The organism is Kaistella rhinocerotis (genome assembly GCF_030243905.1).
GTDB lineage: Bacteria > Bacteroidota > Bacteroidia > Flavobacteriales > Weeksellaceae > Kaistella > Kaistella rhinocerotis.
Map to the genome: position 1 here is coordinate 583,867 of NZ_JASSYY010000001.1, position 25,282 is coordinate 609,148.

At 42.8% G+C, this 25,282-nt stretch carries 24 protein-coding genes and 1 pseudogene; 7 read left to right on the forward strand and 18 right to left on the reverse strand.

Annotated features, from left to right (window positions below):
* Positions 1-13: 13 nt before the first annotated feature.
* From QEP06_RS02640 to QEP06_RS02725, 18 genes are all read right to left on the reverse strand, one after another.
* Positions 14-958, reverse strand: a complete 945-nt coding sequence (locus QEP06_RS02640; RefSeq protein ID WP_251833716.1) for a pseudouridine synthase — start codon at positions 956-958, stop codon at positions 14-16.
* Between the two features lie 276 nt (positions 959-1,234).
* Positions 1,235-2,125, reverse strand: a complete 891-nt coding sequence (locus tag QEP06_RS02645; RefSeq protein ID WP_285268955.1) for a UbiA family prenyltransferase — start codon at positions 2,123-2,125, stop codon at positions 1,235-1,237.
* A 48-nt stretch (positions 2,126-2,173) separates the two neighbouring features.
* Positions 2,174-3,100 (reverse strand): mevalonate kinase family protein, encoded by a 927-nt coding sequence (locus QEP06_RS02650; RefSeq protein ID WP_285268956.1) that lies wholly within the window; start codon positions 3,098-3,100, stop codon positions 2,174-2,176.
* Positions 3,101-3,192: 92 nt separating this feature from the next.
* Positions 3,193-4,677, reverse strand: a complete 1,485-nt coding sequence (locus QEP06_RS02655) for an MFS transporter (protein WP_285268957.1) — start codon at positions 4,675-4,677, stop codon at positions 3,193-3,195.
* 100 nt (positions 4,678-4,777) lie between these two features.
* Entirely contained in the window at positions 4,778-5,956 is a 1,179-nt protein-coding gene (locus QEP06_RS02660; RefSeq protein WP_285268958.1) for an acetyl-CoA C-acyltransferase, read from the reverse strand.
* Between the two features lie 92 nt (positions 5,957-6,048).
* Positions 6,049-7,371 (reverse strand): nucleoside permease, encoded by a 1,323-nt coding sequence (locus QEP06_RS02665; RefSeq protein ID WP_285268959.1) that lies wholly within the window; start codon positions 7,369-7,371, stop codon positions 6,049-6,051.
* 15 nt (positions 7,372-7,386) lie between these two features.
* Positions 7,387-7,980: a bifunctional nuclease family protein gene (locus tag QEP06_RS02670; protein ID WP_285268960.1), complete on the reverse strand. Its 594-nt coding sequence runs from the start codon at positions 7,978-7,980 to the stop codon at positions 7,387-7,389.
* Between the two features lie 219 nt (positions 7,981-8,199).
* Positions 8,200-9,147 (reverse strand): electron transfer flavoprotein subunit alpha/FixB family protein, encoded by a 948-nt coding sequence (locus tag QEP06_RS02675; protein ID WP_285268961.1) that lies wholly within the window; start codon positions 9,145-9,147, stop codon positions 8,200-8,202.
* Positions 9,148-9,178: 31 nt separating this feature from the next.
* Positions 9,179-9,925 (reverse strand): electron transfer flavoprotein subunit beta/FixA family protein, encoded by a 747-nt coding sequence (locus QEP06_RS02680; RefSeq protein ID WP_285268962.1) that lies wholly within the window; start codon positions 9,923-9,925, stop codon positions 9,179-9,181.
* Positions 9,926-10,041: 116 nt separating this feature from the next.
* Positions 10,042-10,749, reverse strand: a complete 708-nt coding sequence (locus QEP06_RS02685; RefSeq protein WP_285268963.1) for an SDR family oxidoreductase — start codon at positions 10,747-10,749, stop codon at positions 10,042-10,044.
* 178 nt (positions 10,750-10,927) lie between these two features.
* Entirely contained in the window at positions 10,928-12,313 is a 1,386-nt protein-coding gene (locus tag QEP06_RS02690) for a dipeptidase (RefSeq protein ID WP_285268964.1), read from the reverse strand.
* A 97-nt stretch (positions 12,314-12,410) separates the two neighbouring features.
* Positions 12,411-12,695: a hypothetical protein gene (locus QEP06_RS02695; protein WP_251833186.1), complete on the reverse strand. Its 285-nt coding sequence runs from the start codon at positions 12,693-12,695 to the stop codon at positions 12,411-12,413.
* 62 nt (positions 12,696-12,757) lie between these two features.
* Complete coding sequence (locus QEP06_RS02700; protein ID WP_285268965.1) at positions 12,758-13,912, reverse strand: class I SAM-dependent methyltransferase; 1,155 nt, start codon at positions 13,910-13,912, stop codon at positions 12,758-12,760.
* A gap of 13 nt (positions 13,913-13,925) precedes the next feature.
* Complete coding sequence (locus tag QEP06_RS02705; RefSeq protein WP_285268966.1) at positions 13,926-15,092, reverse strand: methylmalonyl-CoA mutase family protein; 1,167 nt, start codon at positions 15,090-15,092, stop codon at positions 13,926-13,928.
* Positions 15,093-15,094: 2 nt separating this feature from the next.
* On the reverse strand, positions 15,095-15,448 hold the full coding sequence (locus QEP06_RS02710; protein WP_251833183.1) for an FtsB family cell division protein: 354 nt from the start codon (positions 15,446-15,448) through the stop codon (positions 15,095-15,097).
* Positions 15,432-16,091 carry a uridine kinase gene (gene udk / locus QEP06_RS02715; RefSeq protein WP_341850007.1) on the reverse strand — a complete coding sequence of 220 codons (660 nt, stop codon included), beginning with the start codon at positions 16,089-16,091 and terminating at the stop codon, positions 15,432-15,434. The genes QEP06_RS02710 and udk overlap by 17 nt, the downstream gene beginning before the upstream one ends.
* A 49-nt stretch (positions 16,092-16,140) precedes the next feature.
* Positions 16,141-16,698 (reverse strand): SanA/YdcF family protein, encoded by a 558-nt coding sequence (locus QEP06_RS02720; protein ID WP_285269368.1) that lies wholly within the window; start codon positions 16,696-16,698, stop codon positions 16,141-16,143.
* Between the two features lie 77 nt (positions 16,699-16,775).
* Positions 16,776-17,900 (reverse strand): 2Fe-2S iron-sulfur cluster-binding protein, encoded by a 1,125-nt coding sequence (locus tag QEP06_RS02725; protein ID WP_251833181.1) that lies wholly within the window; start codon positions 17,898-17,900, stop codon positions 16,776-16,778.
* A gap of 32 nt (positions 17,901-17,932) precedes the next feature.
* On the opposite strand from QEP06_RS02725, the gene QEP06_RS02730 reads away from it, so the two are divergent.
* The 7 genes and pseudogenes from QEP06_RS02730 to QEP06_RS02760 all read left to right on the forward strand — a co-directional run bounded on the left by QEP06_RS02730 (position 17,933) and on the right by QEP06_RS02760 (position 25,178).
* The gene (locus QEP06_RS02730) at positions 17,933-18,505 is read left to right on the forward strand and encodes a TlpA disulfide reductase family protein (protein WP_285268968.1); all 573 of its coding nucleotides are present in this window, start codon (positions 17,933-17,935) and stop codon (positions 18,503-18,505) included.
* A gap of 33 nt (positions 18,506-18,538) precedes the next feature.
* Positions 18,539-19,516, forward strand: coding sequence for an iron ABC transporter permease (locus QEP06_RS02735; RefSeq protein WP_285268969.1), 978 nt, complete (start codon positions 18,539-18,541; stop codon positions 19,514-19,516).
* A 40-nt stretch (positions 19,517-19,556) separates the two neighbouring features.
* Positions 19,557-20,480: an ABC transporter ATP-binding protein gene (locus tag QEP06_RS02740; protein ID WP_285268970.1), complete on the forward strand. Its 924-nt coding sequence runs from the start codon at positions 19,557-19,559 to the stop codon at positions 20,478-20,480.
* Positions 20,481-20,642: 162 nt separating this feature from the next.
* Positions 20,643-21,095, forward strand: coding sequence for a MarR family winged helix-turn-helix transcriptional regulator (locus QEP06_RS02745; protein WP_251833177.1), 453 nt, complete (start codon positions 20,643-20,645; stop codon positions 21,093-21,095).
* 49 nt (positions 21,096-21,144) lie between these two features.
* A complete protein-coding gene (locus QEP06_RS02750) occupies positions 21,145-23,538 on the forward strand; it encodes a 3-hydroxyacyl-CoA dehydrogenase/enoyl-CoA hydratase family protein (RefSeq protein WP_285268971.1) in 2,394 nt (797 codons plus the stop codon).
* Positions 23,539-23,595: 57 nt separating this feature from the next.
* Positions 23,596-23,951: pseudogene (locus tag QEP06_RS02755) on the forward strand (four helix bundle protein).
* A gap of 48 nt (positions 23,952-23,999) precedes the next feature.
* Complete coding sequence (locus QEP06_RS02760; RefSeq protein WP_285268972.1) at positions 24,000-25,178, forward strand: thiolase family protein; 1,179 nt, start codon at positions 24,000-24,002, stop codon at positions 25,176-25,178.
* The last annotated feature ends 104 nt before the right edge of the window (positions 25,179-25,282 follow it).

A 25,282-nucleotide genomic window follows, 5' to 3' on the forward strand; every position in this document is an offset into this window, starting at 1 on the left:
TTTTAATAAATGACTACATCATCTTAAGATTATTCACTTCCAAATCGGTAAGGATCCGCCAGTGTCCGCGTTTGATGTTTTTCTTCGTCAGACCTGCAAACATCACACGGTCCAGCGCTTCCACTTCATAACCTAATTTCTGGAAAATTCTGCGTACCACACGGTTCCAGCCGATGTGAATTTCAATACCGATCTCGTTTTTTGGTTTTCCTTCGATGTATGAAATGCTGTCAACTTCGGCGATACCTTCTTCAAGACGGATGCCTTCTGCAATCGTGTTGAGATCAGCACGGTCAAGTTTTCTGTCCAAAGTGACATGGTAGATTTTCTTCATGTTAAATGAAGGGTGCGTGAGTTTCTTGGTCATGTGACCATCATTGGTCAGCAAGATGACACCTGTCGTAGAACGGTCAAGCCTTCCGACCGGGAAAACTCGGTACGGGGACGCGTTCGCCACCAGATCCATCACTGTTTTTCTGGCTTTTTCGTCTTTCGTAGTGGAAATGTAACCTTTAGGTTTATTCAGCAGTACATAAACCGGCTTCTCAGGTGTGATTCCCTGCCCGTCAAACACCACTTTATCGGTTTTTTGCACCTGGTAACCCATCTCTGTCACAACCTGGCCATTTACCGTTACCAAACCTTGCGTGATGAGTTCATCAGCTTCGCGACGTGAGCAAATGCCGGAATTGGCGATGTACTTGTTAAGGCGGATTGACTCTTTCGGCGTTTCTTTCGCTAGCTTATCAAATCGTCTTTTTTGCACAAAAGAGCGTGTTCTTTCGCCTTCATCTTTCCTGTCGAAAGGTTTGAATGGCTTTTTAGGTCCTGACTTACTGTCGCCTTTTTCGTATTTGTCGCGTGTATCGAAAGATTTTCCGGTGCGTTTACCGGCAGGTTTCCGCGAGGCAGGTCTGTTTATGTTTTTCTCGTAAGACCTTGCTTCAGATTCGGACATCAGTTTTGGTTCACGGGCTTTCTCGGAGCGTGCAGTCTTTTTGGCTTCGGGCTCGTCGCTTTTCTTTGGAGCTCTGGCGCGCGATGCAGCGGGGCGTGAACTACCGGAATTTGAAATTTTGGAAATTCGTGGTCGTTTCGGTTTATCGTTGCTGTTTCGGTCTCGGCTCATTATATTTAAAAATTTAGGGCAAAGATAAAACTTTATCGCTGATAATCTGCTACCTGTTGCAATTGGCTGCGCAGGATTAAAATATTAAAGTATAATTATTAACGGCTAGAACTGGGTATAAATTCCGTCCAGAAGCATCGCAATGATGCCCGCAAAAATCCAAATCCTCAGCATATTCAGCGCATAAAAATTCGATTTTTTGAAAGACTGCAGTGACAGAAAGATGACTGCGACAATCACCAATAATCCACTGGCGAAATAAATATCCATAATACTGTGAATTCCATTCAGTCTGATGATCAGTGCCGAGCAGAGCATGAGTGAAAGACTAAGGAAAATAATGACTGCACGGCTGACTTTATTTCCAAAAAAATTAGGAATGGTGCTGTAACCGAACATTTTATCGGCGTTTTTGGTGAGTGTATCTTTGAGGATGTCTATCAGCAGCAGAATTACGAAGATAAAAAGCGCCATCAGGAAAACATTTAGCGAGAAGGTCCGGTAATAAACCATCATCCCGAAAAAGGGGTAAAGTGTAAGACTTACGAATGTCAAATTGTTCACAATCAACACCTTGCTAAGTTTATGGCTATAAAACCACATAAAAAACTGGTAGATTATAAAAAAGAAAAAGACGCGTGGTGAGATAAGAAATGAGAACAGTAACGAAGCCACCAGCAATGTAAGATAGGCGTACAGGAAGTATTTTTGCTTTAAGAAGCTTTGTATTTTTGTGCGGAAAGGTTTGGTGAGCTGGTCCTTTTCAAGGTCATAAAACTGATTGATGATCCCACCGGCCAAAATGCTCAGAACGGTGCAAAAAATAATGCCGTGGACGCGGAAATCAAACACAAAATCGGCCAGACTTTCCTCCTGGTTAAAGAGGAAAAAGGTGGACACATACAGCGCGAAAGTGAGCAGCAATGCCACGAAAATCCGTGCGCCAAGCAAAAAACCTACGAGTTGTGAAAAACGGTAAAATAAAGGGTTTTTCATTCGAAAAAAACCGAAATCAATTATGAAAATTAGTTCGCGACCGAATGATTAAAATCTGTAAATAACTTCTTTTTCAAAGCCCGCAAGCATCTTTTCAGCTTTTCCGTAATCTCTGGTAAATCCCAAAATATAGCCACCGCCACCGCTACCACAGAGTTTAAGGTAGTAAGCATTGGTATCAAGACCTTTTTTCCAGGCGTTGTACAGGCTTTCAGGAATCATTGGTTTGAAATGTTCATATGCCCATACCGAAAGGTTTTTAAGATTCCTGAACAGCGGCGTCATTTCTTTTTTAAGGAAAGCGTCGATACATGCATTATTGTAGCGTATGAATTCTTCTTTTAGTGTCTTGCGGAAGCCTTCGGTCTTCATTTTTTCAAAGAAAATCTGCACCATCGGACCGGTTTCGCCGGTCATACCAGAATCGATAAGAAAAATCGCTCCTTTTCCCGCTTCACCTTGGGGAATAGAAACCCGGTCAACGTTTTCGCGGTTTTCGATAAGGATCGGAAGATTCATGTAGCAGATCAGCGGATCGATACCCGAACTCTTGCCGTGAAAGTAGCTTTCGAGTAATCCAAAAACTTGTTTAAGTTCCTTTAGCTCGTCTTTTGAAATACTTTCAGGCTGATAATCTAGAACCGAATATCTTTCAAAGATCGCGGCCACCAAAGCGCCGGAGCTCCCTACACCATAGCCTTGAGGAATATTAGAATCGAAAAACAGACCTTTAGCAATGTCTGCTTTGAAGGCGCTTACATCAAGTTCAAACTTTTCGGGAAGCGTAATATCTGTGAGATAATCAGCATATTTGTCAAGGGAAGTATTCGATTTTTTTTCGAAGTCGGTATTTAAATCTGAGAACTTAAGCGTGCCTTTATAAAAACTGTAGGGAAGCGTAAGTCCTTGAGAATCCTCAATGATACCGTATTCACCGAAAAGGAGGATTTTAGCGTAAAATAGAGGATTTGTCATTAGCTCAAAGAATTGATTTTCAAATGCAAAGATACGAATTTGTTTGCTAAACTCTTACTACCAAAAATGCAGCCAAAACGGCACTTTGATTCTTATCCCTTAGGTTTAAAGATTGAAAGTTTCACAAACCGGATTAATATTAAACCAACCGCGAAAAACAGTGACATCGAAAGCGCTGAATACCGCATATTGTGGTATTTATCAATCATTGTCGCGAAAATAAAGGTTCCGAGAATGATCGCCAGTTTCTCGAGCACGTCATAAAAGCTGAAAAATGTGGTGTTATCCATTGAATCTTCAGGCAGCAGTTTCGAATACGTGGAACGCGACATCGCCTGCAAACCGCCCATTACCAGGCCGATAATGGCTGCGATTCCGTAAAACTTATACTCCACGTACGGATTCTCTTTGTTTAGAAAATATGCAGACAGACACGCAACGATCCAAAGGATGATCGCGATTGAAATCACATTCTTGTTCCCGATGACGCGTGAAAGTCTTGAAAAGATAATCGCTCCGATGATGGCTTCTATCTGGATCACCAAAAGTGTCAGGATAAGTTTATCCTGCGCCAGATTGATCTCACTTTTCCCAAACAGTGTCGCCATAAGGAAAATGGTCTGCATCCCCACACTGTAAAAAAAGAAACTCGAAAGGAAAAATTTCAGGTTTCGGTCAGCAAAAAGCTTACGTCCTACTTTGAAAAGTTCATGAAAACTCTCGTTTACTACATCTTTATAGAAACTGATATTATCTTTCAGAACCATCCAAAATCCGCCCTGTTCCTTATGTTGTTTAAAAATGTTCTTATAGTTGAGCAGCACTAAATCTTTTGGCAACTGGGAATGTACTGCGCCAAATTGAGGCAAATGCTTGAAAGTGTACTGCGAGAAACCAAACCACCACGCACCCGTCAGCAGAAACGAAATCCGGGTATAAAGTTTGGCGTCTTCCGGTGTTTTGGCGAAAACCTGAATCAATATCAAACAGATCACAACCAACACCACAGACCCGATGTAGCCATAAACATAGCCTTTCGCGGAAAGCGCATCCTGCTTGTCGCGCGATGCAATATCGGGCAGGAAAGAGTTGTAAAAAACCAAACTACCCCAAAATCCTACACTGGCGGTTATGCTGAAAAGCAAACCCAGAAACACATTCTGCATCCCTGTGAACATAGCTAAACCCATGCACGAAGTGGCTCCCAAATAACAGAAAAACTGCAAAAACGACTTCTTATTCCCGATTGTATCGGCCAGCGAAGATAATATCGGCGACAGCAAAACAACGATTAAAAATGAGATCGTGAGTGAATAACCATAGATTGCGTCCGGCTGATAATCTTTTCCGAATATCGTAATCATATGACGCACCGGCACTTTGATCCACTGTCCGGTCTCCTTCACATACTCTGCTTTTTCTGAAGCAGTGGTAAGAATTGAATAATAGATCGGGAAAATGGTGGACGTTATTACCAGCGAATACACCGAATTTGCCCAGTCATAATATGCCCAAGCCCGCATGATTTTCGGGTTATTTTTGATTTGAGACGTGGGCAATTGGTCGTTTTCAGGCATGGTTGAAGAAATTAGTAGCGCAAAAATAAAAAAACCATTAAGAATCAGATGAAAACTTCATGCATATTACTTAATGGTTTCGGGCTGTAAATCGTGTTTATTATATATTTTCAATCACTATTGCGGAAGCACCACCACCGCCGTTGCAAATGGCGGCTGCGCCATACTTTCCGTTGTTTTGTTTTAAAACATTGATCAGTGTAACGATAATTCTTGAGCCTGAACTTCCCAGCGGATGTCCCAAGGAAACTGCACCGCCGTTCACATTTACCTTTGCGGCATCAAGTCCTAATAATTTGTTGTTGGCAAGTCCGACAACGGAGAACGCCTCATTAAATTCAAAATAATCGATATCTGAAACCTTAAGATTGGCCTTTTTCAAAGCGATTGGTAATGCTTTTGCAGGTGCGGTAGTGAACCATTCAGGCTCGTGTGCAGCATCGGCGTATGAAATGATTTTGGCTAATGGTTTCAAGCCAAGTTCTTCCATTTTCTCTTTAGACATTAAGACCAAAGCAGACGCACCGTCATTCAAGGTTGAAGCGTTTGCAGCCGTTACCGTACCGTTTTCTTTCTGGAAAACCGTAGGTAAAGTCGGGAAACGGTCGAATTTGGCAGTTTTATACTCTTCATCTTCAGCGAAAATTATTGGGTCTCCTTTTCGCTGTGGAATTTCTACAGGAACCACTTCATCTTTAAATTTACCTCCTTCCCAAGCTGCAGCTGAACGTTTGTAGGATTCTATCGCAAAATTATCCTGGTCTTCACGCGAAAACTGATGTTCTGCCGCACATTTCTCAGCGCAGACACCCATGTGAACTTTTCCGTAAACATCAGTGAGGCCGTCAAGCAGCATTCCGTCCTGCATTTTCACGTCGCCCAGTTTTGTAGCATTCCGTGCATTAAAATAATGCGGAACCAAAGACATGTTTTCCATACCGCCGGCAACAATAACGTCCTGATCACCGGCTTTAATAGCCTGTGCAGCCATCATCACCGCTTTCATTCCGGACGCACATACTTTATTGATGGTAGTTGATGGCGTATTATTTGACAGGCCAGCTCGCAACGCAGCCTGACGGGCAGGTGCCTGGCCCTCGCCTGCCTGCAGCACATTGCCCATATATACTTCCTGCACCTGCTCCGGAGCCAGGTTTATTTTTTCTAATGCACCTTTGATGGCTGCTGAACCTAATTTTGTGGCCGGAACACCGGACAAACTTCCCATAAAACTTCCTATCGGTGTTCGCACGGCTGATACGATGAATACTTCTTGCATAATATTTTTAAATGGTTTTTTATGAATGGCAAATTACAAAAAAAACACACGCCGTAGGGAATGTGTTTTTAAAATAATATCAGCGTATTTTCTTAATGTTTAATTTGTGCCATCCTGGCCGGATCATGCTTGTGCTTGAACATCAAAGCAAAAGCGAGAGCCACAATCAGCGCATAAACTGCGAAAACCAGCCAGATATCCGGCCACATCTTGCCGCCGTCCACCGTGGTGTAATAGGTGCTGATCAGCCAGCCACTTGCCGCACTTCCCAATATTGCACCGAAACCATTGGTCATCATCATGAACAGCCCCTGCGCTGAGGATCTGATTTTGCTGTCTGTAGTACTTTCAACGAAGAGTGAACCCGAAATATTAAAGAAATCGAAGGCCATACCATAGATAATATTACTGAAGATAATAAGCACCAAACCAAAACCTTCAGGTCCACCCAATGAGAAAAAGCCAAAACGCAATACCCACGCAAACATCGAAATAAGCATCACTTTCTTTATACCGAATTTGTAAAGGAAAAACGGGATCGCAAGGATGAAAAGAGTTTCAGAAATCTGCGAAATCGAGATGATCATCGTTGAGTACTGCACCACCGCAGAATCTTTAAATGCCGCTACATTTCCAAAATCTTTAAGGAAAGTGTCGCCATACATATTGGTAAGTTGCAACGCCGCTCCCAGAAACATCGAGAAAATGAAAAACAAAGCCATCTTCTTCTCTTTGAACAGCTTGAACGCATCAAGACCTAATTTTTGAGCCAAAGTAGACTCCTTGCCCATCAAACGTGGTGGCGGACATTTCGGAAGAAAGAATGCAAAGATTCCCAGGACCACGGCAAAAATTCCGGCAAAATAAAACTGGTTCGCATTTAGTGAATTGCCAAAAATATTGGCAAATGTGTTACCGATGCTTATACCGGTTTCCGAAAATGAGCGTTCGTCACTGAAGATATTAGTACACCACATCGCGGCAATAAACCCAATGGTTCCCCATACACGGATCTTCGGAAAAACTTTCACTACATCGTAATGACTGTCTTTGAGAAGTTTATAAGATACTGAGTTTGAAAGCGATAAGGTTGGCATATAGAAACACATACCAATGAGCAAGATCCAGAAGAATGTGGTTGGATCATCGGTTCGGGCCAGAAGGAAAAGTGTAATACCGTAGAGGATGTGTAGTGTACCGTAAAGTTTTTCTGCGTTCACCCATTTATCGGCGATGATTCCCATCAATGCGGGCATGAATATCGATGCGATGCCGAGGGTGGAAAATACGGCGCCAAATTCGGCACCACTCCATTGTTTATAAGAAAATCCGTAGGTTCCAAGGGTTGTGAGCCACGCACCCCAAACAAAGAACTGCAGAAAGCTTAGAAAAGTAAGACGTAATTTTAAGTTCATAGTTTATTTATAACGTTATTCTATTTTGCGGTTTCTGCGCTTTATTTCTTTCTGAAGCTCCAGCGCGGCATCAAAATCTTCATCCTTCACAGCTTCATCCAGCAATTTCTGTAATCCTTCAAGCGGAACCATCGCAAGATCACCTTCCATCACAGCATCAATATCTTCCTGCGCAGGTGTTGGCTCTTCCAGTTCGAGCAAAATACCGGCTTCACTGAGCACCTGAGGCGTGGTGAAAATGGGCGCATCAAACCGCACTGCCATTGCAACGGCATCGGAAGTTCGTGCATCCAGAATCAGTTCGTCCCCGGTCTCGTTATTTTTGAAATTCAGATTAGAAAAAAAGACGCCGTCGAGGATCTGATAGATGATCACTGAGGCGAGTGAATAATTCGCAGACCGTACAAATTTTGCAAACAGGTCGTGCGTGAGCGGTCTTGGTGGATGAATATCTTTTTCGAGGCCTAAAGATATGGCCTGCGCTTCAAAGTTGCCGATCACAACAGGAAGTTTTACGTTCGTTTCTTCATGCTCCAAAAGCAGCGCGTAAGCACCGGATTGAGTCTGGCTGTAAGAAATTCCGCGAATCGTTAATCGTTGGTAATCCATGGTTACAAATATAATTGTTTTTTTAGATTTCGGATTTAAATAAAAGCATATTAAATGAAAAACCTGCTTTAAAACAGGTTAATCACGGGCTTTTGTGAAGAACTGATATTTTGGTGTCTTAAAAAAATATTCAGTGCAACGAAACTTTTTTTTAAATCTTTAAACAAAAAAAGACCGAAAAAATTTTCCGGTCTTCAACTATTAAACTACAATGTTGGCTTATCCTTTCAAAGCCTTGATTTTCTGAGTCAATTCAGGAATGATCTGGAAAGCATCACCCACCACTCCATAATCTGCTGATTTATAGAATGGCGCTTCCGCATCACTGTTTATCACCACAATGGTTTTAGAGGAGTTAACTCCCGCCAAGTGCTGGATCGCACCTGAAATTCCAACCGCAATGTAAAGGTTCGGAGCGATTGCTTTTCCGGTCTGGCCCACGTGCTCGGAATGTGGTCTCCAACCGATATCTGAAACCGGTTTCGAGCAAGCTGTGGCTGCGCCCAGAACTTCTGCAAGTTCTTCGATCATGCCCCAGTTTTCCGGACCTTTCATACCGCGACCCGCCGAAACTACTACTTCAGCTTCCTTCAGATCCAGTTTTCCGGTGCTTTGTTCATGCGAAAGTACTTTTGTATCCTCATTGCTGACGGTAAGATCCTTTATTTCTTCGCTACCTGCCGCAGGATTTTCCTTTATACCAAATGCATTTTGCGAAACTGTAAATATCGCACCCTGAGCCTCAGCTTTTGCATGCATAAATCCTTTACCGGAAAATGCTCTTCTTTTCACCTGGAAAGGCTGTGTGCTTTCCGGAGCTTCCAAAACATTGGTGATCAATGCAAAATCTTTCATCACAGCCAGCATCGGCGCTACTGACGAAGCGTCTGTAGTGTGTGGAAAAACGAAAACATTGCCGTCAGATACTTCTGCTAACGCCTGAGCGTAAGCTTTCGCACTAAAGTTTTTAAGGCCTTCATCTTTAATATTCAGGACTTTATCAGCGCCATATTTATAAAGAAAGTCTGATGAATCTGTCGGGTTTATTGCAACTGCCGTCACGGTATCGCCTGTCTGGCCTGCAACAGCCTTTGCGTAAGAAACCGCCTCGAATGCTGCTTTTTTGTAAACACCGTTTATATTTTCTGCATATACGAATACTGCCATTTTATGCTTTTTTAAGTTTTTTGAATTTGTATTAAATTACTTTTGCCTCTTCATGGAGCAATCTCACAAGCTCATCCAGATTATCCGGTGAAACCATCTTTACAGATGCACGCGGCGGCACAGCGTCATAAGAGACACCCTGAACTTTCACATCTGAAGCTGTAGCTTCCTGCAAGTGAAGTGGTTTCGTACGTGCAGACATGATTCCGCGCATGTTTGGAATAATCAGATCTTTTTCATCTACCAAACCTTTCTGTCCTGCGATAACCGCCGGAAGTTTTACCGAAATGGTTTCTTTTCCACCTTCGATCTCACGGATAGCCGTAGCTTCCGCCCCATTTACTTCAAGACCTACACAAGCGTTCACGAAAGGCTGGTTAAGAATTTGTGCCACCATTCCCGGAACAGCGCCACCATTATAATCAATTGATTCTTTACCGCATAAAATTAAATCGTATCCGCCTGCTTTCGCCACATTAGCGATTTCGGTGGCTACAGAAAAACTGTCTTTAGGCTCCGTATTCACACGGATTCCTTCAGAAGCACCTATTGCCAACGCTTTGCGGATTACCGGTTCGGTCGTAGCTTCTCCGATATTCAAAACAGTAACTGTCGCGCCCTGCGTTTCCTGCAGTTTCACTGCTTTGGTAAGCGCAAACTCGTCAAGCGGGTTGATCACCCACTGAATTCCGGTTTTATCCAGCGCAGTTTTATCTGCCGTAAAATTAATTTTGGAAGTGGTGTCTGGAACACTACTGATGCAAACTAATATTTTCATCTTAAAGTTTAAATTTATTTTTTGTTTAAAACTGTCTAATACGTTCAGGCTAAGATAACATTAAAATATTATGCATGCATAGCATCGCCTGCATTTTTAATATTTCATACATAATTTTAGCTGTTTGGTTTTGTAGGTCTGATCTCTATTTTGCTCGTCAACGCCCGCGGATTCATGTTGAAAACATTCATTATCACGTCGCCAAGGTCTTCCGGCTGAATTTTCCAGGCGTCTTTTTCAGAAGGTTCATTCCCGTTAAAATGAGTAGAAACTGAGCCTGGCATGATCGTCACTGCTTTGATGTTGTATTTCCGCAAATCGATCATTGCCGCCTGTGTGAAACCTACTGCACCAAACTTCGACGCGTTGTAGCCTGCTCCACTTTCGAAAAAGTTGGTTCCGGCCAAACTGGAAATTGAGATATAATAACCTTCAGATTTTTTAAGTTCTTCTACAAACGCCTTCAGTGTGTGAAAAATACCGGTAAGATTGGTATCAATCATGCTGTTCCAGTCGTCAAGCGATAGCTGGTCAACCGGTTTGAACACACCAAGTCCCGCATTTGCGATAACACTGTCTACCCGTCCGAATTTCTCTACTGTTTTCTTAGCAGCGTTTACTTCATCCTCAAAGTTTTTCACATCTGAAACCACACCCAAAACGTCCTCAGAGATCTGAGACAACTGCTCTTCAGCACGCTTCACATCTTCTTCTTTTCTTCCGCTGAATGCTACCGCGTAGCCGTTTTTCAGCAATATTTCAGCTACTCCGTAACCGATTCCTTTAGTTCCGCCTGTAATGTAGATTGTTTTCTTATCTGTCATTTTTAAAAGTACTTATTCTGTAAAATTAACATATTTATCGTGATCAGACGCTTTATATTAGATTTTTAAATGGAAAAAGACGATATTATTAGCGCAAAATTTCGCGATTTAGAGGAAATTTTTAAACATAAAAAAAGCCCGCAACAGTTTGCGGGCAATCTTAGCAACTGAATTAAAATCAGTTTCCGTTCGTATAATTTTCAAAGAAAAGCGGGATACTCTCGATTCCTTTATAGAAATTGAATAGACCGTAATGCTCATTCGGTGAGTGAATCGCATCGGAATCCAATCCAAAGCCCATCAATACAGATTTTGCGCCCAAAACCTGCTCGAACATCGCAGTAATCGGAATGGAACCACCACTTCGGTATGGCAAAACTTCTTTTCCGAAAGCAGTTTCCATCGCCTTTTTTGCAGCTCTGAATTCTTTTGTATCACTCGGCAAAACGTAAGGCATTCCACCATGGTGCGGCCGCACGGTCACTTTCACATTATCCGGCGCGATTTTATTGAAATATTTTGTGAACTTCTCCGTAATCTCGTCCGGCGTTTGATAAGGCACGAGACGCATCGAAATCTTTGCAAATGCTTTACTTGGAATCACCGTTTTCGCTCCTTCGCCTGTGTAGCCACCCCAGATTCCGTTGCAGTCAAGTGTTGGGCGTATGGATGTGCGTTCCAGCGTGGTATAATCTTTTTCACCTTCGGTGCCTTTCAGACCGATGGAGTTTTTGAAAGCTTCAGGATCATCTTTCAGCTTGTTCATTTCTGCGCGGTCTTCGGCAGAAACCACTTCTACGTTGTCATAAAATCCGTCAATTGTGATGTGTCCGTCATCATCAATAAGCTTCGCGATCATGCGAGAAAGCACGTGAATAGGGTTTGGCACCGCGCCGCCGTAAAGGCCTGAGTGCAGGTCACGGTTCGGACCTTCCACCTCTACTTCCACGTAACTCAGGCCACGCAGACCAGTTGTCACAGTCGGCTGCTCATTAGAATAGATGTGCGTATCTGAAATGAGGATCGTGTCGCAACTCAGTTTTTCGGTGTTTTGTTTCACGAACGCTTCCAGGCTTTTTGAACCGACTTCCTCTTCACCTTCAATTAAAAATTTAATATTGCAAGCAAGAGAATTTGTTTTCATCATCGCCTCAAATGCTTTCACATGCATAAAAAACTGCCCTTTGTCGTCCGCTGCTCCGCGCGCAAAAATGGCACCCTCGGGATGCAGCGCAGTTTTTTCAATGTAAGGCTCGAAGGGTGGCTTGCTCCACAAATCAAGCGGATCCGGCGGCTGCACGTCATAATGCCCATAAACCAGTACTGTAGGTAAATCAGCGGATATGATTTTCTCACCGTAAACAATCGGGTAACCTTCAGTTTTGCAAACTTCTACTTTGTCAGCACCGGCATTGGTAAGATGTTTTGCTACTTCATCGGCGCAGCGCAGCACTTCCGCACTGTAAGCGGGATCTGCCGAAATAGATGCAATCTTCAAAAGATCAAAAAGTTCATCTACGAAGCGCTGTTTATTCTGCTGAATGTAATTGAGGGTTTCTTGCATTATATTTTATTTAAATAATTAAAAAATTCGAATCTTGTAAAAATAAAAAAAATGTCCTGCATCAGCAAGACATCGTGTTTTTATTATAGAAGGCTTATTACTTTACGTCAGCCTGTCCGGAGGTTGGCTGCTCTGTAGAAATCTTCGTGCCCTGAACTTCAGTTGTAGCGGTAGAATCGAGTTTTACGCCTATTGCAGGTGTTTCTGCGGCTACGGGTTTTGCGAGTTGTTTCTCTCTTTCACCCTGAGCATCTGCGCTGTACGGGAAACCTTCGTGCGAAACATTGTTCATGCGGAGAACAGATTTGTTGGAACCTTCCTGAACCTTGTGGCAGCTCATTAGCAAACCTAAAAATGACAGCGATAAAAGTATTTTTTTCATATGAAATTTTTGATGGGTCAAAAGTAAGAAATATTATGAGTTTTGGCAAAATGAACGCGTGTTTATGCGAAAGATTTTAAAATCACTTTACCCGAGTTGGTTTGCGTGAAAATAAGATATTGCCCGCCGCCATCACTTATCTTATATTTTGATTTGATCTGGTCTGGTGAAAGCGGATGATTTTTAGAGATGATGTTGAATTTCTCTTTTTTCCTGATTTCTTTTGCTTCAATTTGTTCAACTTTCAAAACGCGTCCCGGAAAGCTTTCGATTAAGCGGTCAGAAGTGTACAAATGCGAGTTCGGATGCAGTTTATTAAGTGCAAAAACACTGCTTATCAGGGAAAAGGCACCGGCTTTAAGCACAGCAGAGTTCGGGATGCAGAGGTATTGCTGAACTTCCGAGTACGTCGCCGCGGCCGATTTTTCATCTTTAAATTTAAAGCTAAAGACCGAATCTGCACTTTCCAGATTTACGCATTGGATCTGAACGTCACTTGAAGTAGAATTCGGCAAGATGGTCAACACCAACTCTTTAACCTCATTCCGGACAGCAATAATCTGAATCCTCTCAAGATCTGAAATTATAGAAATCAAATACGAAATATCAATCAGCGGGGATAGTTTCACCATTATTTTGGCCGAAATCTGCCGAAGTTGAGGCAGGATTTCGAGCAGGTTCGGGGAAAGGTCTTCAAGCAGAAATTTTTTGTTTTTGTTCACGTCGCGTCGTGCCGGATCGAGATAAATAAGATCAAAAAAGACCGAATTTTTGGCCAAAAAGGCTTCCAGATTGTCCACAATGAAGTTCGCCTGCTGATTGAGGTTAACCCAGTTATGCTCCACCGTTTCAGCTAATTGTGCATTTTGTTCAACCAGGAAAACTTCTTCGAAATTCCTGCTTAGAAAATAAGCGTCAATTCCGAAACCGCAGGTAAGGTCAACAAATCTTTTACCGGAGAGTCCCTGCGTTTTAAACTCTGCGGTGGTTTGTGATGAAGCCTGTTCCAGATTGAGGTTTGGCGGAAAAACAATTCCGCGTTTTTGCAGAAAGGGAAATTTCTTGGCGGCAACCTTGCGGCCTTTAATCTGTTGCGCAATTTCATTCATTGCCACATCCGCAAATGGCGAACGCTTTAGCAGAAGTGCATGCAGATCAGCATTTAAGTTTTTTTCGATGAAATTCTGTACGTCATCTGAAAGCAGGTGCCGGTTCATGCCTGAAAACAATTTATTCAAACATTTCGGCGAGGCGTACAGCTTTTATACGTGATGAATCGTATAACTGTTCGATGCTTTTTGTAGCTTCTTTTGCCGGATAAAGATTGACGCCGATCAGTTTTATTTTTCCTTCTGCAACCCAACGCTGTTCTTCCGTAGCCTGATCATAGACCATTTTTTGGATTTTACCAGTCGATATAGCAGTGATAAATCCACCATCAGCCTCTAAATCCAGAAATAATTTCCACGCCTTCTCAGCAAATTGCCGCGTGATTTCTTCCACATAATAACTTCCGTTCGCCGCGTCTTCGAAGACGTTTACAATGCTTTCGTAAGCCAGTACAATCTGCTGTTTAAAGGAAATTTCGCGCGAGAGACTGTTTGCATTTTCTATTCTAAAATCATGACTGTAAACCGCGTCTGCACCGCCAATCATAGCAGCAGAAATCTCAAGCGTAGAGCGGATCAGGTTGTTTTCGGGGTCACTTATCGATTTGTTCCGTTTGGAAGTTTCTGCAAAAATATAGGGCCATAGATCAAGACCGAATTCTTTCGAGAACTCATTAAATAAAAGTTTAAACGCGCGGATTTTAGCAATTTCAAAGAAATAATTAGCGCCCACAGCAAACCTGAACGAAAGTTTTGACAACACTTCGGAACCAAATTTTTCGGTAAGCTCTTTAGCTTTAGCCAAAGCAAATGCCAACTGCTGCACGATAGATGCGCCCGCGTTTTGGTGAAGCGATACATCAATACAGATGTTGCGTTCGAAGTTTTTAGCCAAAAGTTCCCTGGTCAGTTGTTCATCCAATCCAGCATGTTGATTATCTTCAATCGGGTCTACCAGCGAGATATACCGGTTGTTCTCTTCAACCAGGATGTGTTCCGCAAGGTCTTTATTGTTGATAAAGACTAGCTTTTCAGACAGATTTTCAACGTTTTCATCGAGCAAAAAAGCAAATACTTCACTTTCAAGATTTTCATCATAGTAAGAAACCAATTGCGTGGACTCTTCTATTTTAGGCAAAACCGGCAACGAAGCTCCTCCGGCTCCATAATAAGGTTTTACGCTGATGCCTTCTAGGTTTTCTTTCTGCAGCACGGCATAAATATCATCGGTTTTCCGCTGTTTCTGAACCAGATTTTCCCAATCTTTAAGCGTTGTTTTTTCGAACATCTTTACTGCGTTTTATTGACGTTTGTACTGTCCACCACCAGAATGAAGATTTCTTCATTGGGTTTCTTCATGAAATAGTTTTCGCGCGCAAATTTTTCCTTCTCCTGCTTATCATTCATTAATTTCTTGTAGAAATCGTCGTTTTTCTTGTACTCATCTTTGTAGTACGCAAGTTGTTTTTCGTATTTGCGTATCTCGCCATTCATCTCATTGATTACCAGGAACGATGTACTGTCAAAAAAAACCATCCAGCAAAGGAAAAGCGCAATGGTAATCGCATATTTATTGAGCATATATTTGCGAAACCAGCGCAGCGCGGGCGACTTGGGCTTTATTTCTTTAATTAGTGTTTTCATGGAGCGTCTGCTTTTTCAGCGTATTATTGATGACAGTGGAGAGAAAATCAATGGCCACCGTATTTTGCTTCATATTGGGAACGATAAGATCTGCCTCATTTTTCGAAGGCTCGATGAATTCCTGATGCATAGGTTTCAGCGTTGTCTGATAGCGGTGAAGTACCTCCTGCAGATCACGTCCTCTTTCCTGTGTATCGCGACGAATACGCCGGATTAGCCTTTCATCGGAATCTGCGTGTACGAAAACCTTTAAATTATATTCTTTAAGCAGCTCGGCATTGGTGAGAACTAAAATACCTTCTACAATAAGTACATTTTTCGGCTCGATGAGCAGGTGGTCGCCCGTGCGGGAGTGCGTTACGAATGAGTACAGCGGCTGTTCGATAGACTCACCGCGTTTGAGTGCTTTTACATGCTGGATCAGCAGGTCAAAATCGATTGATTTTGGATGATCATAGTTCAGTACCTCGCGCTCTGATAATGTAAGCTGCTGATTATCATGATAATAATTATCCTGAGAAAGCACATTTACACCTTCAGTATTCAGTTGTTGAAGAATTTTATTCACCACCGTGGTTTTTCCGGAGCCAGTTCCGCCTGCGATTCCTATTACGAGCATATCCTTTTTTGTTTGTGCAAATATAATACTATGCGCGGTTTCTATCCGAATCTTTGGCAAATAAACAGCGTCGCTACCCTTTTCGCTCGATCCCGAAAATGTAGTAAATCACCGCTACCACGCGTGCCAGAAACTCCCGCGATTGGTTTCTGTAATAACTTCTGTTCGCCAGCACGTCCTGCGCATCAAAGCCAAGGGCATTCATATTATTGTTACGTGCATAAAAAAGCGCGCGCAAATTGTGAAATCCCTGCGAAACAATGATGATATCGTTCTTTTGGAAGACGCGTTTGCAGTTTTGGATGCTGGCCTGCGTCTTGAAGCCTTTTGGGTCTTCCGTAATGATGCTTTCCGGCACGCCCTCCTGGTACACAAGATAGTTCTTCATCGCGTAAGGTTCATCATAACCCGGACTTTTCTCGCCACTGACAATGATTTTTTTTATTTTTCCGTGATGATAAAGCAATGCGGTGGCATCCATCCGCGCAGTGAAATACGGATTCGAAGCACCGGATTTCATTCGGGGTGAAGTTCCTAAAACCAGCGCAGTTTCACGCGGCGGAATTTTGGAGATTTTGGTGAAAGTACGTCCATTCGTGAGGGCATATACCCAGATATTAGCAAGAATCATCAGCAATACCGCGATCTCAACCAGCGTAAAAAAAGTTCTGAATATGTCTAAAATCTTTTTTACCACGGCAGCTGGATTTAAGCAACATCAAAATTTACTTTCACCTTTTCACTTAAGACGACTGACATACACGCAAGAATCTTTCCGGCCGATTCTTCTTTTTCGGTCAGATATTCGTTTTCAAGCAGTTCCACGTCCCCTTCCACAAGCTTACATTCGCAAATACCACAAATCCCGGATTTACACGAATACGGAACTGGAAAGCCTTGTGCCAGTAGCTGCTGCAGCAATCTTGCCTTATTATTTGGAAGCGTAGAATGATAATCTCTATTAAAAAGTTTAAAGTCAACCGCTATATTTTGCACGAGCGGAAACTCCTTTTCTACAGGGTAGATATCTTCATTAAATGTTTCAAAAAGTTCAAAATGAATGTTCTTTTTTGGAATCCCGTTGTTATAGCAGGCGTTAGCGAGTGAGCGGATCATCTCACCTTTGCCGCAGATCAGCACTTCATCTACGGCATCCCAAATGGTGCTTTCTTCATCAGTATCATCCAAATGCAGGATCTGATTGATGATAAGATGAAGTTTCTTTTCATCCAGGCGACCCTGAAAAAGATGGTCAGGTGTGTTTTCGCGCGAAAAGAAATAGTAAACCTGAAGTCTTTCACTATACTTTTCAGTTAACTCGTCTAGATCTTTTTTAAAGGCGATTTCTTCCGTCCGGCGGTTTCCGTAAAACAGAAAAAGCCTTGTGCGCGGCTCAGAATGCAGAATATTTTTGAAATGGCTAAGCAACGGCGTAATCCCGATTCCGCCCGCAAAACCAATTATTGTGCGGAATTCATGCGGTTTTGAGGTGATCGTAAATCGCCCTCTAGGTTCGGAAACTTCCAGAACATCACCCACTTTGTAATCATTAAACAAAACATTTGCAGAACTGTCATCCGACGAAATCTTGATGCCAAGTGTTATTTTCTGCTCGAATGGCGCCGAAGTCATCGAATAATCGTTTTGGAAAACGGTATCGCCGGCCTGATATTTCACTGTGACGTACTGACCCGCCTCAAACTGAAAATTGCTCTTCAAATGCGCCGGTATTTCAAATTCGAGCATGAAGGTGTTTTTGTTCAGCTGCTCTTTTTTTGCTACTTTTAGCGGATGAAATACGGCCTGACGCGGCTTTGTAGAAAGTGTTTCCATATCAATACTGTTTCAAAAATACTAAAAATAAAATGAAAAATTTACTCCTGGTTTTAATGCTCGTCGGCGCACTTTCGTCTTGTAAAAAAGAACATACTACACTGGACAGCAGCACAGAAACCGAAACTTTAAATACCGATTCCTCGTCTGCACATGCGACGCCGGAAAACTTCACGCCCTTCAGACAAATAGAGCTCTCACCCGACCAGGCATCCGCTTTACTTGCAAAAAAAGACAATGACACGCTGTACATCACCAACTTTTTCGCCACATGGTGCGGACCGTGCATGCGCGAAATTCCGCACTTCAAGGAAAAGATGCAGGAAGTGAAAGGTCAGCCGGTAAAATTCACCTTCGTGGGCATAGATGCTAGAGAAGACTGGCCAACGAAAGTAAAAGATTTCGCTGAAGAGAATAATTTGTCTAAGAACATCTTGCTTGTAGATCCGGAAAAGCTCTCCCTTGAGTTTTTCCCCAAAAATTTTGATCAGTGGGACGGCGGCAGCATTCCGTTTACGCTGATGCGCAAAGGCGAAAAGTCTGATGAAACCATCGGTATGATGACGAAGGAGATTTTGGATGAGAAAATAAGTTCATTCAAATAATCCTGGTTTTCAAGAGTTTAGAAACGATACCGAATGGACAGGAAATTTAAAATTCTTTGTGCCGCCATTTCGCTTGCGATCATAACGGTAATCGCCATCAACCTGAATATTGGGTTTTCAGATTTAAATTTCCGCGATTTTTTCACGGATACAGCAAATTCACAGATAGCAGGCCTTCGCATCAACCGTGTCGTAGCGGTCGTTCTGGCGGGATTGGCAATTCCTACATCCGGATTTTTACTGCAGGAGTATTTCCAAAATCCGCTCGCCGGGCCGTCTGTACTTGGAATCACGTCTGTGGCGAGCCTGAGCGTGGCTTTTTATCTTTTCTTTTCGCAGTACATCGTTCTGCCGGAGATTTTGCAGGACAGCTTTATAAGCGTTTCGGCAATCGGTGGAAGCCTTGTCCTGATGTTGCTGCTTCTGGCATTTTCGCGCAGATTTAGCGACAGAGCATCGATCATCATCTTCGGATTTCTTGTTTCGGCGCTGGCCGGCGCGGTAGTTTCGGTGCTGCAGTTTTACGCGGAAAGCCAAAGTTTAAAAAACTATGTTCTGTGGAGTTTCGGAGCAAACAACCAGGCTTCCGGACGGCAGTTGTGGATTTTAGGAATAATTGTACTTGGAGGACTTTTCGCAGCCTTCAAAAGTATTAAACCTTTGCTTGGCAGCGCTTTAGGCAGCGCATATGCGCAGAGTTTGGGTGTGGATCTGCATAGGCTCAAAATGCTCATCATCATTTCGTCTTCGGTTTTAGCGGCGTCGGTAACGGCCTTTTTAGGACCGATTCTGTTTGTCGGAATCGTGGTTCCGCACTTCTGCAGACTAATCTATAACCCCGCAAAACTTTGGCATCAGTGGATTTTGAACCTTTTCTTGGGTACTTTTATAATGCTGTTTTTTTCGGTCATTTCAGAACTCACGCTGTTTCCATTAAATGTGATTACCTCTGTTTTTGGCGTTCCTGTAATTCTGGCAATGATGCTCAACAGCCGGAAAGCAAATTTTTAATTGTAAACTTGAATCAGCCCAGGTTTAAATACACGGAATTATGTTTTTAAATATAAATAAAGCAGCCTTTGGATACCGGAAACCGTTGATTAAGAACGCAGATACCGCATTGCACACCGGTGAAATCTGCCTCATCATCGGTAATAATGGCGTGGGAAAAACCACTTTGCTAAAAACTTTGTTAAAACAGATCCCAACGTTAAGCGGTGACATCTTCCTGAACAATCAAAATCTAAAAGCTCTTTCCCACGAACAGATTGCGGAACAGATTGCGGTCGTTTTCTCAAAATCCGAAATTCCGGCACACTTCAAACTTCGTGACCTGATTTCCTTAGGCAAATACATCCACTATCCGTATTATTTCGAATTAAATAACCACGATAAACTTCACGTTTCGAAAATCATCGATGATCTCGGTCTGCAGCAATACGCGGATTTCCCGCTGCGCAACCTCTCAGACGGTAATCTGCAGAAAGCCTTCATCGGGCGCGCCCTCGCACAAAACTCGCCGATGATAATCCTGGATGAACCTACGACGCATTTGGATGAAAAAAATAAGATTACGATTCTGAAGATACTTCGGAATCTAGCGAAAAAGCACCAAAAACTCATCCTGTTCAGCTCTCATGACTGGCGCCTGGCAAAAGAATTCGCCGATAAAATCTGGCTCTTGCACGACGGAAAACTTGATACCGGGATTGCGGAAGAGATCTTAATGAAACATCACGAACTGCTTAATCCACAACTTTTTAACCTCGAGAAAGGTTTTGTAGCTCCACAAATTGACGCTCCGGCTTTACAAAAGGAAATGCTGTATTCTTTGCTGCAAAAAAATTACGCTTTCGATATCTCTGCAACGAAATTCTCTTACTCTCGTGATATTTGGACCGTAAAAACTGAAAATGAAGTTTTTGAATGCAAATCATTTGAAGAAATAGTAAAAATATTAAATAATATCTACTAAAAATTTAAAATAGATTAAGATATAATAATAAGGTGCACTTTTACGGTATGTTTTGCATACTATTTAATTGACTGAAAACCAACACATTATTACACTTTCATCCAGATACTATGCATGCATAGTATTTTTTTGTTATATTTGGTTTGAAGAAGATTAAGGGCTATGAAAAACAAAATGAACGAGAAAGTAGATAATATAGATCTGGTACTGAAATCTACGTGGCTTGCCGTTTCGAAGATGTACTCTGATTTGGCGCAGGATTATGATGCTACTGCGGTACAGGCACTTACACTCCTTAAAATTGATCCGAAAGACGGTACGCGCAGCACAAATCTGGGTCCCAAAATGGCGATAGAACCTACGTCGCTCACGCGGATCATCAAGCTGCTCGAAGACAACGGCTATATCTATAAGGAGAAAACCACAAATGACAAGCGCGAGGTGATCATTAAACTTACAGACAAGGGCCTGAACAGCCGTAATCTTTCGAAGGAAGTGGTGCTCAATTTCAATAAGACCGTCATGGAAAAAATTCCAAACGAAAAACTTGAAATTTTCAAAGAAGTGATGGGCGAAATCCTGCAGATTGCCAATCAGCTCAATAACAAAAAATAGTGCAACGAAGGTTGACACTGTTATCAAAATAGTAATCAAAAAATTAATAATGAAAAGAAGAATCAAACACGTTACGGTTCTCGGTTCAGGAATAATGGGTTCGGGTATTGCAGCACACTTTGCCAATATCGGCGTGCAGGTGCTCTTACTCGACATCGTTCCATTTGAGCTAACTGAAGCGGAACAGAAAAAAGGCCTCACGCTCGACGACAAGAACGTGCGCAACAGGATTGCAGCAGAAAATTTTGCGAAACTGAAAAAAGCCAGTCCTGCCCTGCTCTACACACCAAAATTTGCCGAAAGGATTACCGTAGGAAATTTTGATGACGACCTGAAACAGATTAAAAATACCGACTGGATCATTGAAGTGGTAGTTGAAAGACTCGACATAAAGAAATCTGTTTACGAAAAAATTGAACAGTTCCGTAAACCGGGAACTTTAATCTCTTCCAATACTTCTGGTATTCCAATCCATCATTTGGTGGAAGGCAGAAGCGAGGATTTCAAAAAGCACTTTGCGGGAACCCACTTTTTCAATCCGGTAAGATACCTTCCTTTGCTGGAAGTTATTCCTACTTCAGATACCGATCCCGAAATCGTGAAGTTTTACATGGATTACGGTTCTAAATTCCTCGGAAAAACCACCGTTCTTGCCAAGGACACACCCGCCTTTATCGCAAACAGGATCGGTGTCTTCTCCATGATGAACCTTCTTCACGAGGTAAAAGGTTTAGGCCTGAATGTGACGGATATCGACAAACTGACAGGACCGGTAATTGGCAGGCCAAAATCCGCTACCTTCAGAACCGCGGATGTAGTAGGTCTGGACACGCTTGTGATGGTAGCCAACGGTGTGAGCGCAAGCGGTACCGAAGCTTCCAATTCTAACGACGTATTCAAGCTTCCCGAGTATATCCAGAAAATGGTAGATAATAACTGGTTAGGCTCCAAATCGCAGCAGGGTTTTTACAAAAAAATCAAGAATGCCGAAGGCAAATCTGAGATTCATGGTCTGAATCTGGAAACAATGGAGTACGAACTTCAGGAAAAAACCAGTTTCCCTACGCTTGAGCTTACCAAAAACATTGATAAGCCTATTGACCGTTTCAAAGTTTTAATTGAAGGAAAGGACAAAGCGGGTGAACTGTACAGAAAATCACTCGGAGCGCTGTTCGGATACGTTTCGCATAAAGTTCCTGAGATTTCCGATGAAGTTTATAAAATAGACGACGCTATGCGTGCTGGTTTTGGCTGGGAAAACGGTCCGTTTGAAATCTGGGATGCGGTAGGCGTACAGAAAGGAATCGAGCTCGCTGCTGCTGCGGGTTATGAAGTATCCGATTGGGTGAAAAAAGTAGACACTTTCTATAAAGTTAATGAAGAAGGTCAATCCACCTATTTCGACAAAAATTCCGGAAACTATCTGAATACTCCCGGAAAAGAATCGTTTATCATCCTCGACAATATCAGAAAAAACAAAACCCTTTGGAGCAACTCTGGATCTGCAATTCAGGATTTGGGTGACGGTATCATCAACTTCGAGATCCGTTCCAAGATGAATTCGCTTGGCGGTGAAGTTTTAGATGGTTTAAACAGAGCCATCGACCTTGCCGAAAAGGAATACGACGGTCTTGTAATCGGTAACCAAGGTGCCAACTTTTCGGTCGGTGCCAACCTGGCTATGATCCTGATGATGGCGATTGAGCAGGATTGGGACGACCTGAATATGGCGATTGCTTATTTCCAGAAATCGATGATGCGGGTACGATACTCTTCAATTCCTGTCGTTGTCGCACCTCACGGAATGACACTCGGCGGAGGTTGCGAAATGACCATGCATGCAGATCGCGTAGTTGCGGCTGCCGAAACTTATATCGGACTGGTTGAAACCGGCGTTGGTGTAATTCCTGGCGGTGGCGGAACGAAAGAATTTGCACTACGTACCTCGCGAGAATTCCAGAAAGATGATGTAAAAAACAACAGACTTCGGGATATGTTTATGAATATCGCGATGGGTAAAGTAGCCACTTCAGCCTATGAAGCTTATGACATGGGCATTTTGGAACAGCACAAGGACATCGTAGTTGTCGACAAAAACCGCCAGATAAAAACCGCAAAAATGCTAGCATTAAGTTTAGCGGAACACGGATATACCCAACCTATCGAACAGCACGTAAAAGTATTAGGCAAAGATGCTCTCGGAATGTTCTTAGTAGGAACTGATCAAATGCTTACCGGAAAGTACATTTCTGAACACGACAAACTGATCGCCGATAAACTTGCGAACGTGCTTGTTGGCGGAAACCTCTCAGAACCTACAGTTGTAACAGAACAGTATTTACTGAACCTTGAAAGGGAAACCTTCCTTCAGCTTTGCGGCGAAAGAAAAACCCTCGAGAGAATACAGTACATGTTGCAGAAGGGGAAACCGCTGAGGAACTAGAATGGAGAATGTGAGACTGGAGACACGAGATTTTTAAAGTAGAAAAACCATAGAACCATGCATAATATTAAGAAACTAAAAATATGGAACGAGTCGATTGAACTGTGCGTGGAGGTTTATAAAGCCTTAGCAAATATGCCTGCGGATGAAAAGTACGGATTATCATCTCAGATCAAAAGATCTTCGGTATCCATTCCTTCAAACATCGCTGAGGGCGCAGGACGACAAAGTGAAAAGAATTTTATCATTTCTTGAATATTGCATATGGTTCGGCGTACGAATTACAAACCCAACTTATTATCTCTGAAAGGTTAGAATTTGTTTCTTATGAAATCAACCGGCCCCTTTTAGAGAAGTTGGAAGAGATTCAGAAAATGATCTATGTCTTCAAGGAAAACATTAAAAACAAATAATTAACCGCAAGAGTCTCATATCTCTTGTCTTATAATCTAAAATCTAAAATGAAAACAGCATACATAATAAAAGGTTTCAGAACGGCTGTGGGCAAGGCGCCGAAAGGCTCGCTTCGTTTCACCCGTCCTGATGTGATGGCCGCAACGGTTATTGAAAAACTGATGGCCGCGGTACCGCAACTCAATAAGAACCGGATTGACGACCTTATCGTCGGTAACGCAATGCCGGAGGCCGAGCAAGGCCTGAACGTGGCACGGTTAATTTCTCTCATGGGCCTTCATACCGACAAAGTTCCCGGGGTAACGGTAAACAGATACTGTGCGTCCGGCTCAGAGGCGATCGCGATTGCCTCCGCGAAAATTCAGGCCGGTATGGCCGACTGTATTATCGCCGGCGGTACGGAATCCATGAGTTATATCCCGATGGGAGGTTACAAACCGGTGCCTGAAACCGATATTGCTAAAACCAACCCGGATTACTACTGGGGAATGGGCTATACAGCAGAAGAGGTGGCTAATCAGTATAAGATTTCACGTGAAGAGCAGGACCGGTTTGCTTATGAATCTCACATGAAGGCATTGAAAGCCAACGAAGAAGGCAGATTTAAAAATCAGATTGTGCCAATTCCCGTGGAATACAACTTTCTGGACGAAAACCAGAAGATGCAGACCAAAAAATTCGATTTCTCAGTGGATGAAGGTCCGAGAAAAGATACTTCACTGGAAGGCTTAGCCAAACTGCGCCCGGTGTTTGCCAACGGAGGTTCTGTAACTGCCGGAAATTCTTCTCAGATGTCAGACGGCGCGGCATTCGTGATCGTGATGAGCGAAGAAATGGTGAAGGAATTAGGCCTGGAACCTGAAGCAAGATTGGTTTCCTACGCAGCGGCCGGCCTGGAACCCCGAATCATGGGCATGGGACCGGTATATGCTATCCCAAAAGCGCTGAAGCAGGCAGGTCTGGAACTGAAAGACATCGAACTGATCGAATTGAATGAAGCATTCGCCTCCCAGTCGGTGGCAATTCAGAAAGAACTGGATCTGAATCCGGAAATACTGAACGTAAATGGCGGCGCCATCGCGCTTGGTCACCCCTTAGGCTGTACCGGTACCAAACTCACCGTTCAGCTTCTTGACGAAATGCGCAGGCGCGGCAATAAATACGGAATGGTCACCATGTGCGTAGGTACGGGACAGGGAGCCGCTTCGGTATTCGAATTATTGTAACCAAAAAATGTACAATGTACCATGTACAAAGTACGATGACAACTTAACAAATTTTAATCAACCTCATGTACATTGTACTTTGTACATCGTACACAAATACAACA

Coding starts and splice junctions, on each gene's coding strand:
- QEP06_RS02640 (WP_251833716.1), bottom strand. CDS start 958: ATGTCCGAATCTGAAGCAAGGTCTTACGAGAAAAACATAAACAGACCT.
- QEP06_RS02645 (WP_285268955.1), bottom strand. CDS start 2,125: ATGAAAAACCCTTTATTTTACCGTTTTTCACAACTCGTAGGTTTTTTG.
- QEP06_RS02650 (WP_285268956.1), bottom strand. CDS start 3,100: ATGACAAATCCTCTATTTTACGCTAAAATCCTCCTTTTCGGTGAATAC.
- QEP06_RS02655 (WP_285268957.1), bottom strand. CDS start 4,677: ATGCCTGAAAACGACCAATTGCCCACGTCTCAAATCAAAAATAACCCG.
- QEP06_RS02660 (WP_285268958.1), bottom strand. CDS start 5,956: ATGCAAGAAGTATTCATCGTATCAGCCGTGCGAACACCGATAGGAAGT.
- QEP06_RS02665 (WP_285268959.1), bottom strand. CDS start 7,371: ATGAACTTAAAATTACGTCTTACTTTTCTAAGCTTTCTGCAGTTCTTT.
- QEP06_RS02670 (WP_285268960.1), bottom strand. CDS start 7,980: ATGGATTACCAACGATTAACGATTCGCGGAATTTCTTACAGCCAGACT.
- QEP06_RS02675 (WP_285268961.1), bottom strand. CDS start 9,147: ATGGCAGTATTCGTATATGCAGAAAATATAAACGGTGTTTACAAAAAA.
- QEP06_RS02680 (WP_285268962.1), bottom strand. CDS start 9,925: ATGAAAATATTAGTTTGCATCAGTAGTGTTCCAGACACCACTTCCAAA.
- QEP06_RS02685 (WP_285268963.1), bottom strand. CDS start 10,749: ATGACAGATAAGAAAACAATCTACATTACAGGCGGAACTAAAGGAATC.
- QEP06_RS02690 (WP_285268964.1), bottom strand. CDS start 12,313: ATGCAAGAAACCCTCAATTACATTCAGCAGAATAAACAGCGCTTCGTA.
- QEP06_RS02695 (WP_251833186.1), bottom strand. CDS start 12,695: ATGAAAAAAATACTTTTATCGCTGTCATTTTTAGGTTTGCTAATGAGC.
- QEP06_RS02700 (WP_285268965.1), bottom strand. CDS start 13,912: ATGAACCGGCACCTGCTTTCAGATGACGTACAGAATTTCATCGAAAAA.
- QEP06_RS02705 (WP_285268966.1), bottom strand. CDS start 15,092: ATGTTCGAAAAAACAACGCTTAAAGATTGGGAAAATCTGGTTCAGAAA.
- QEP06_RS02710 (WP_251833183.1), bottom strand. CDS start 15,448: ATGAAAACACTAATTAAAGAAATAAAGCCCAAGTCGCCCGCGCTGCGC.
- QEP06_RS02720 (WP_285269368.1), bottom strand. CDS start 16,698: ATGATTCTTGCTAATATCTGGGTATATGCCCTCACGAATGGACGTACT.
- QEP06_RS02725 (WP_251833181.1), bottom strand. CDS start 17,900: ATGGAAACACTTTCTACAAAGCCGCGTCAGGCCGTATTTCATCCGCTA.
- QEP06_RS02730 (WP_285268968.1), top strand. CDS start 17,933: ATGAAAAATTTACTCCTGGTTTTAATGCTCGTCGGCGCACTTTCGTCT.
- QEP06_RS02735 (WP_285268969.1), top strand. CDS start 18,539: ATGGACAGGAAATTTAAAATTCTTTGTGCCGCCATTTCGCTTGCGATC.
- QEP06_RS02740 (WP_285268970.1), top strand. CDS start 19,557: ATGTTTTTAAATATAAATAAAGCAGCCTTTGGATACCGGAAACCGTTG.
- QEP06_RS02745 (WP_251833177.1), top strand. CDS start 20,643: ATGAAAAACAAAATGAACGAGAAAGTAGATAATATAGATCTGGTACTG.
- QEP06_RS02750 (WP_285268971.1), top strand. CDS start 21,145: ATGAAAAGAAGAATCAAACACGTTACGGTTCTCGGTTCAGGAATAATG.
- QEP06_RS02760 (WP_285268972.1), top strand. CDS start 24,000: ATGAAAACAGCATACATAATAAAAGGTTTCAGAACGGCTGTGGGCAAG.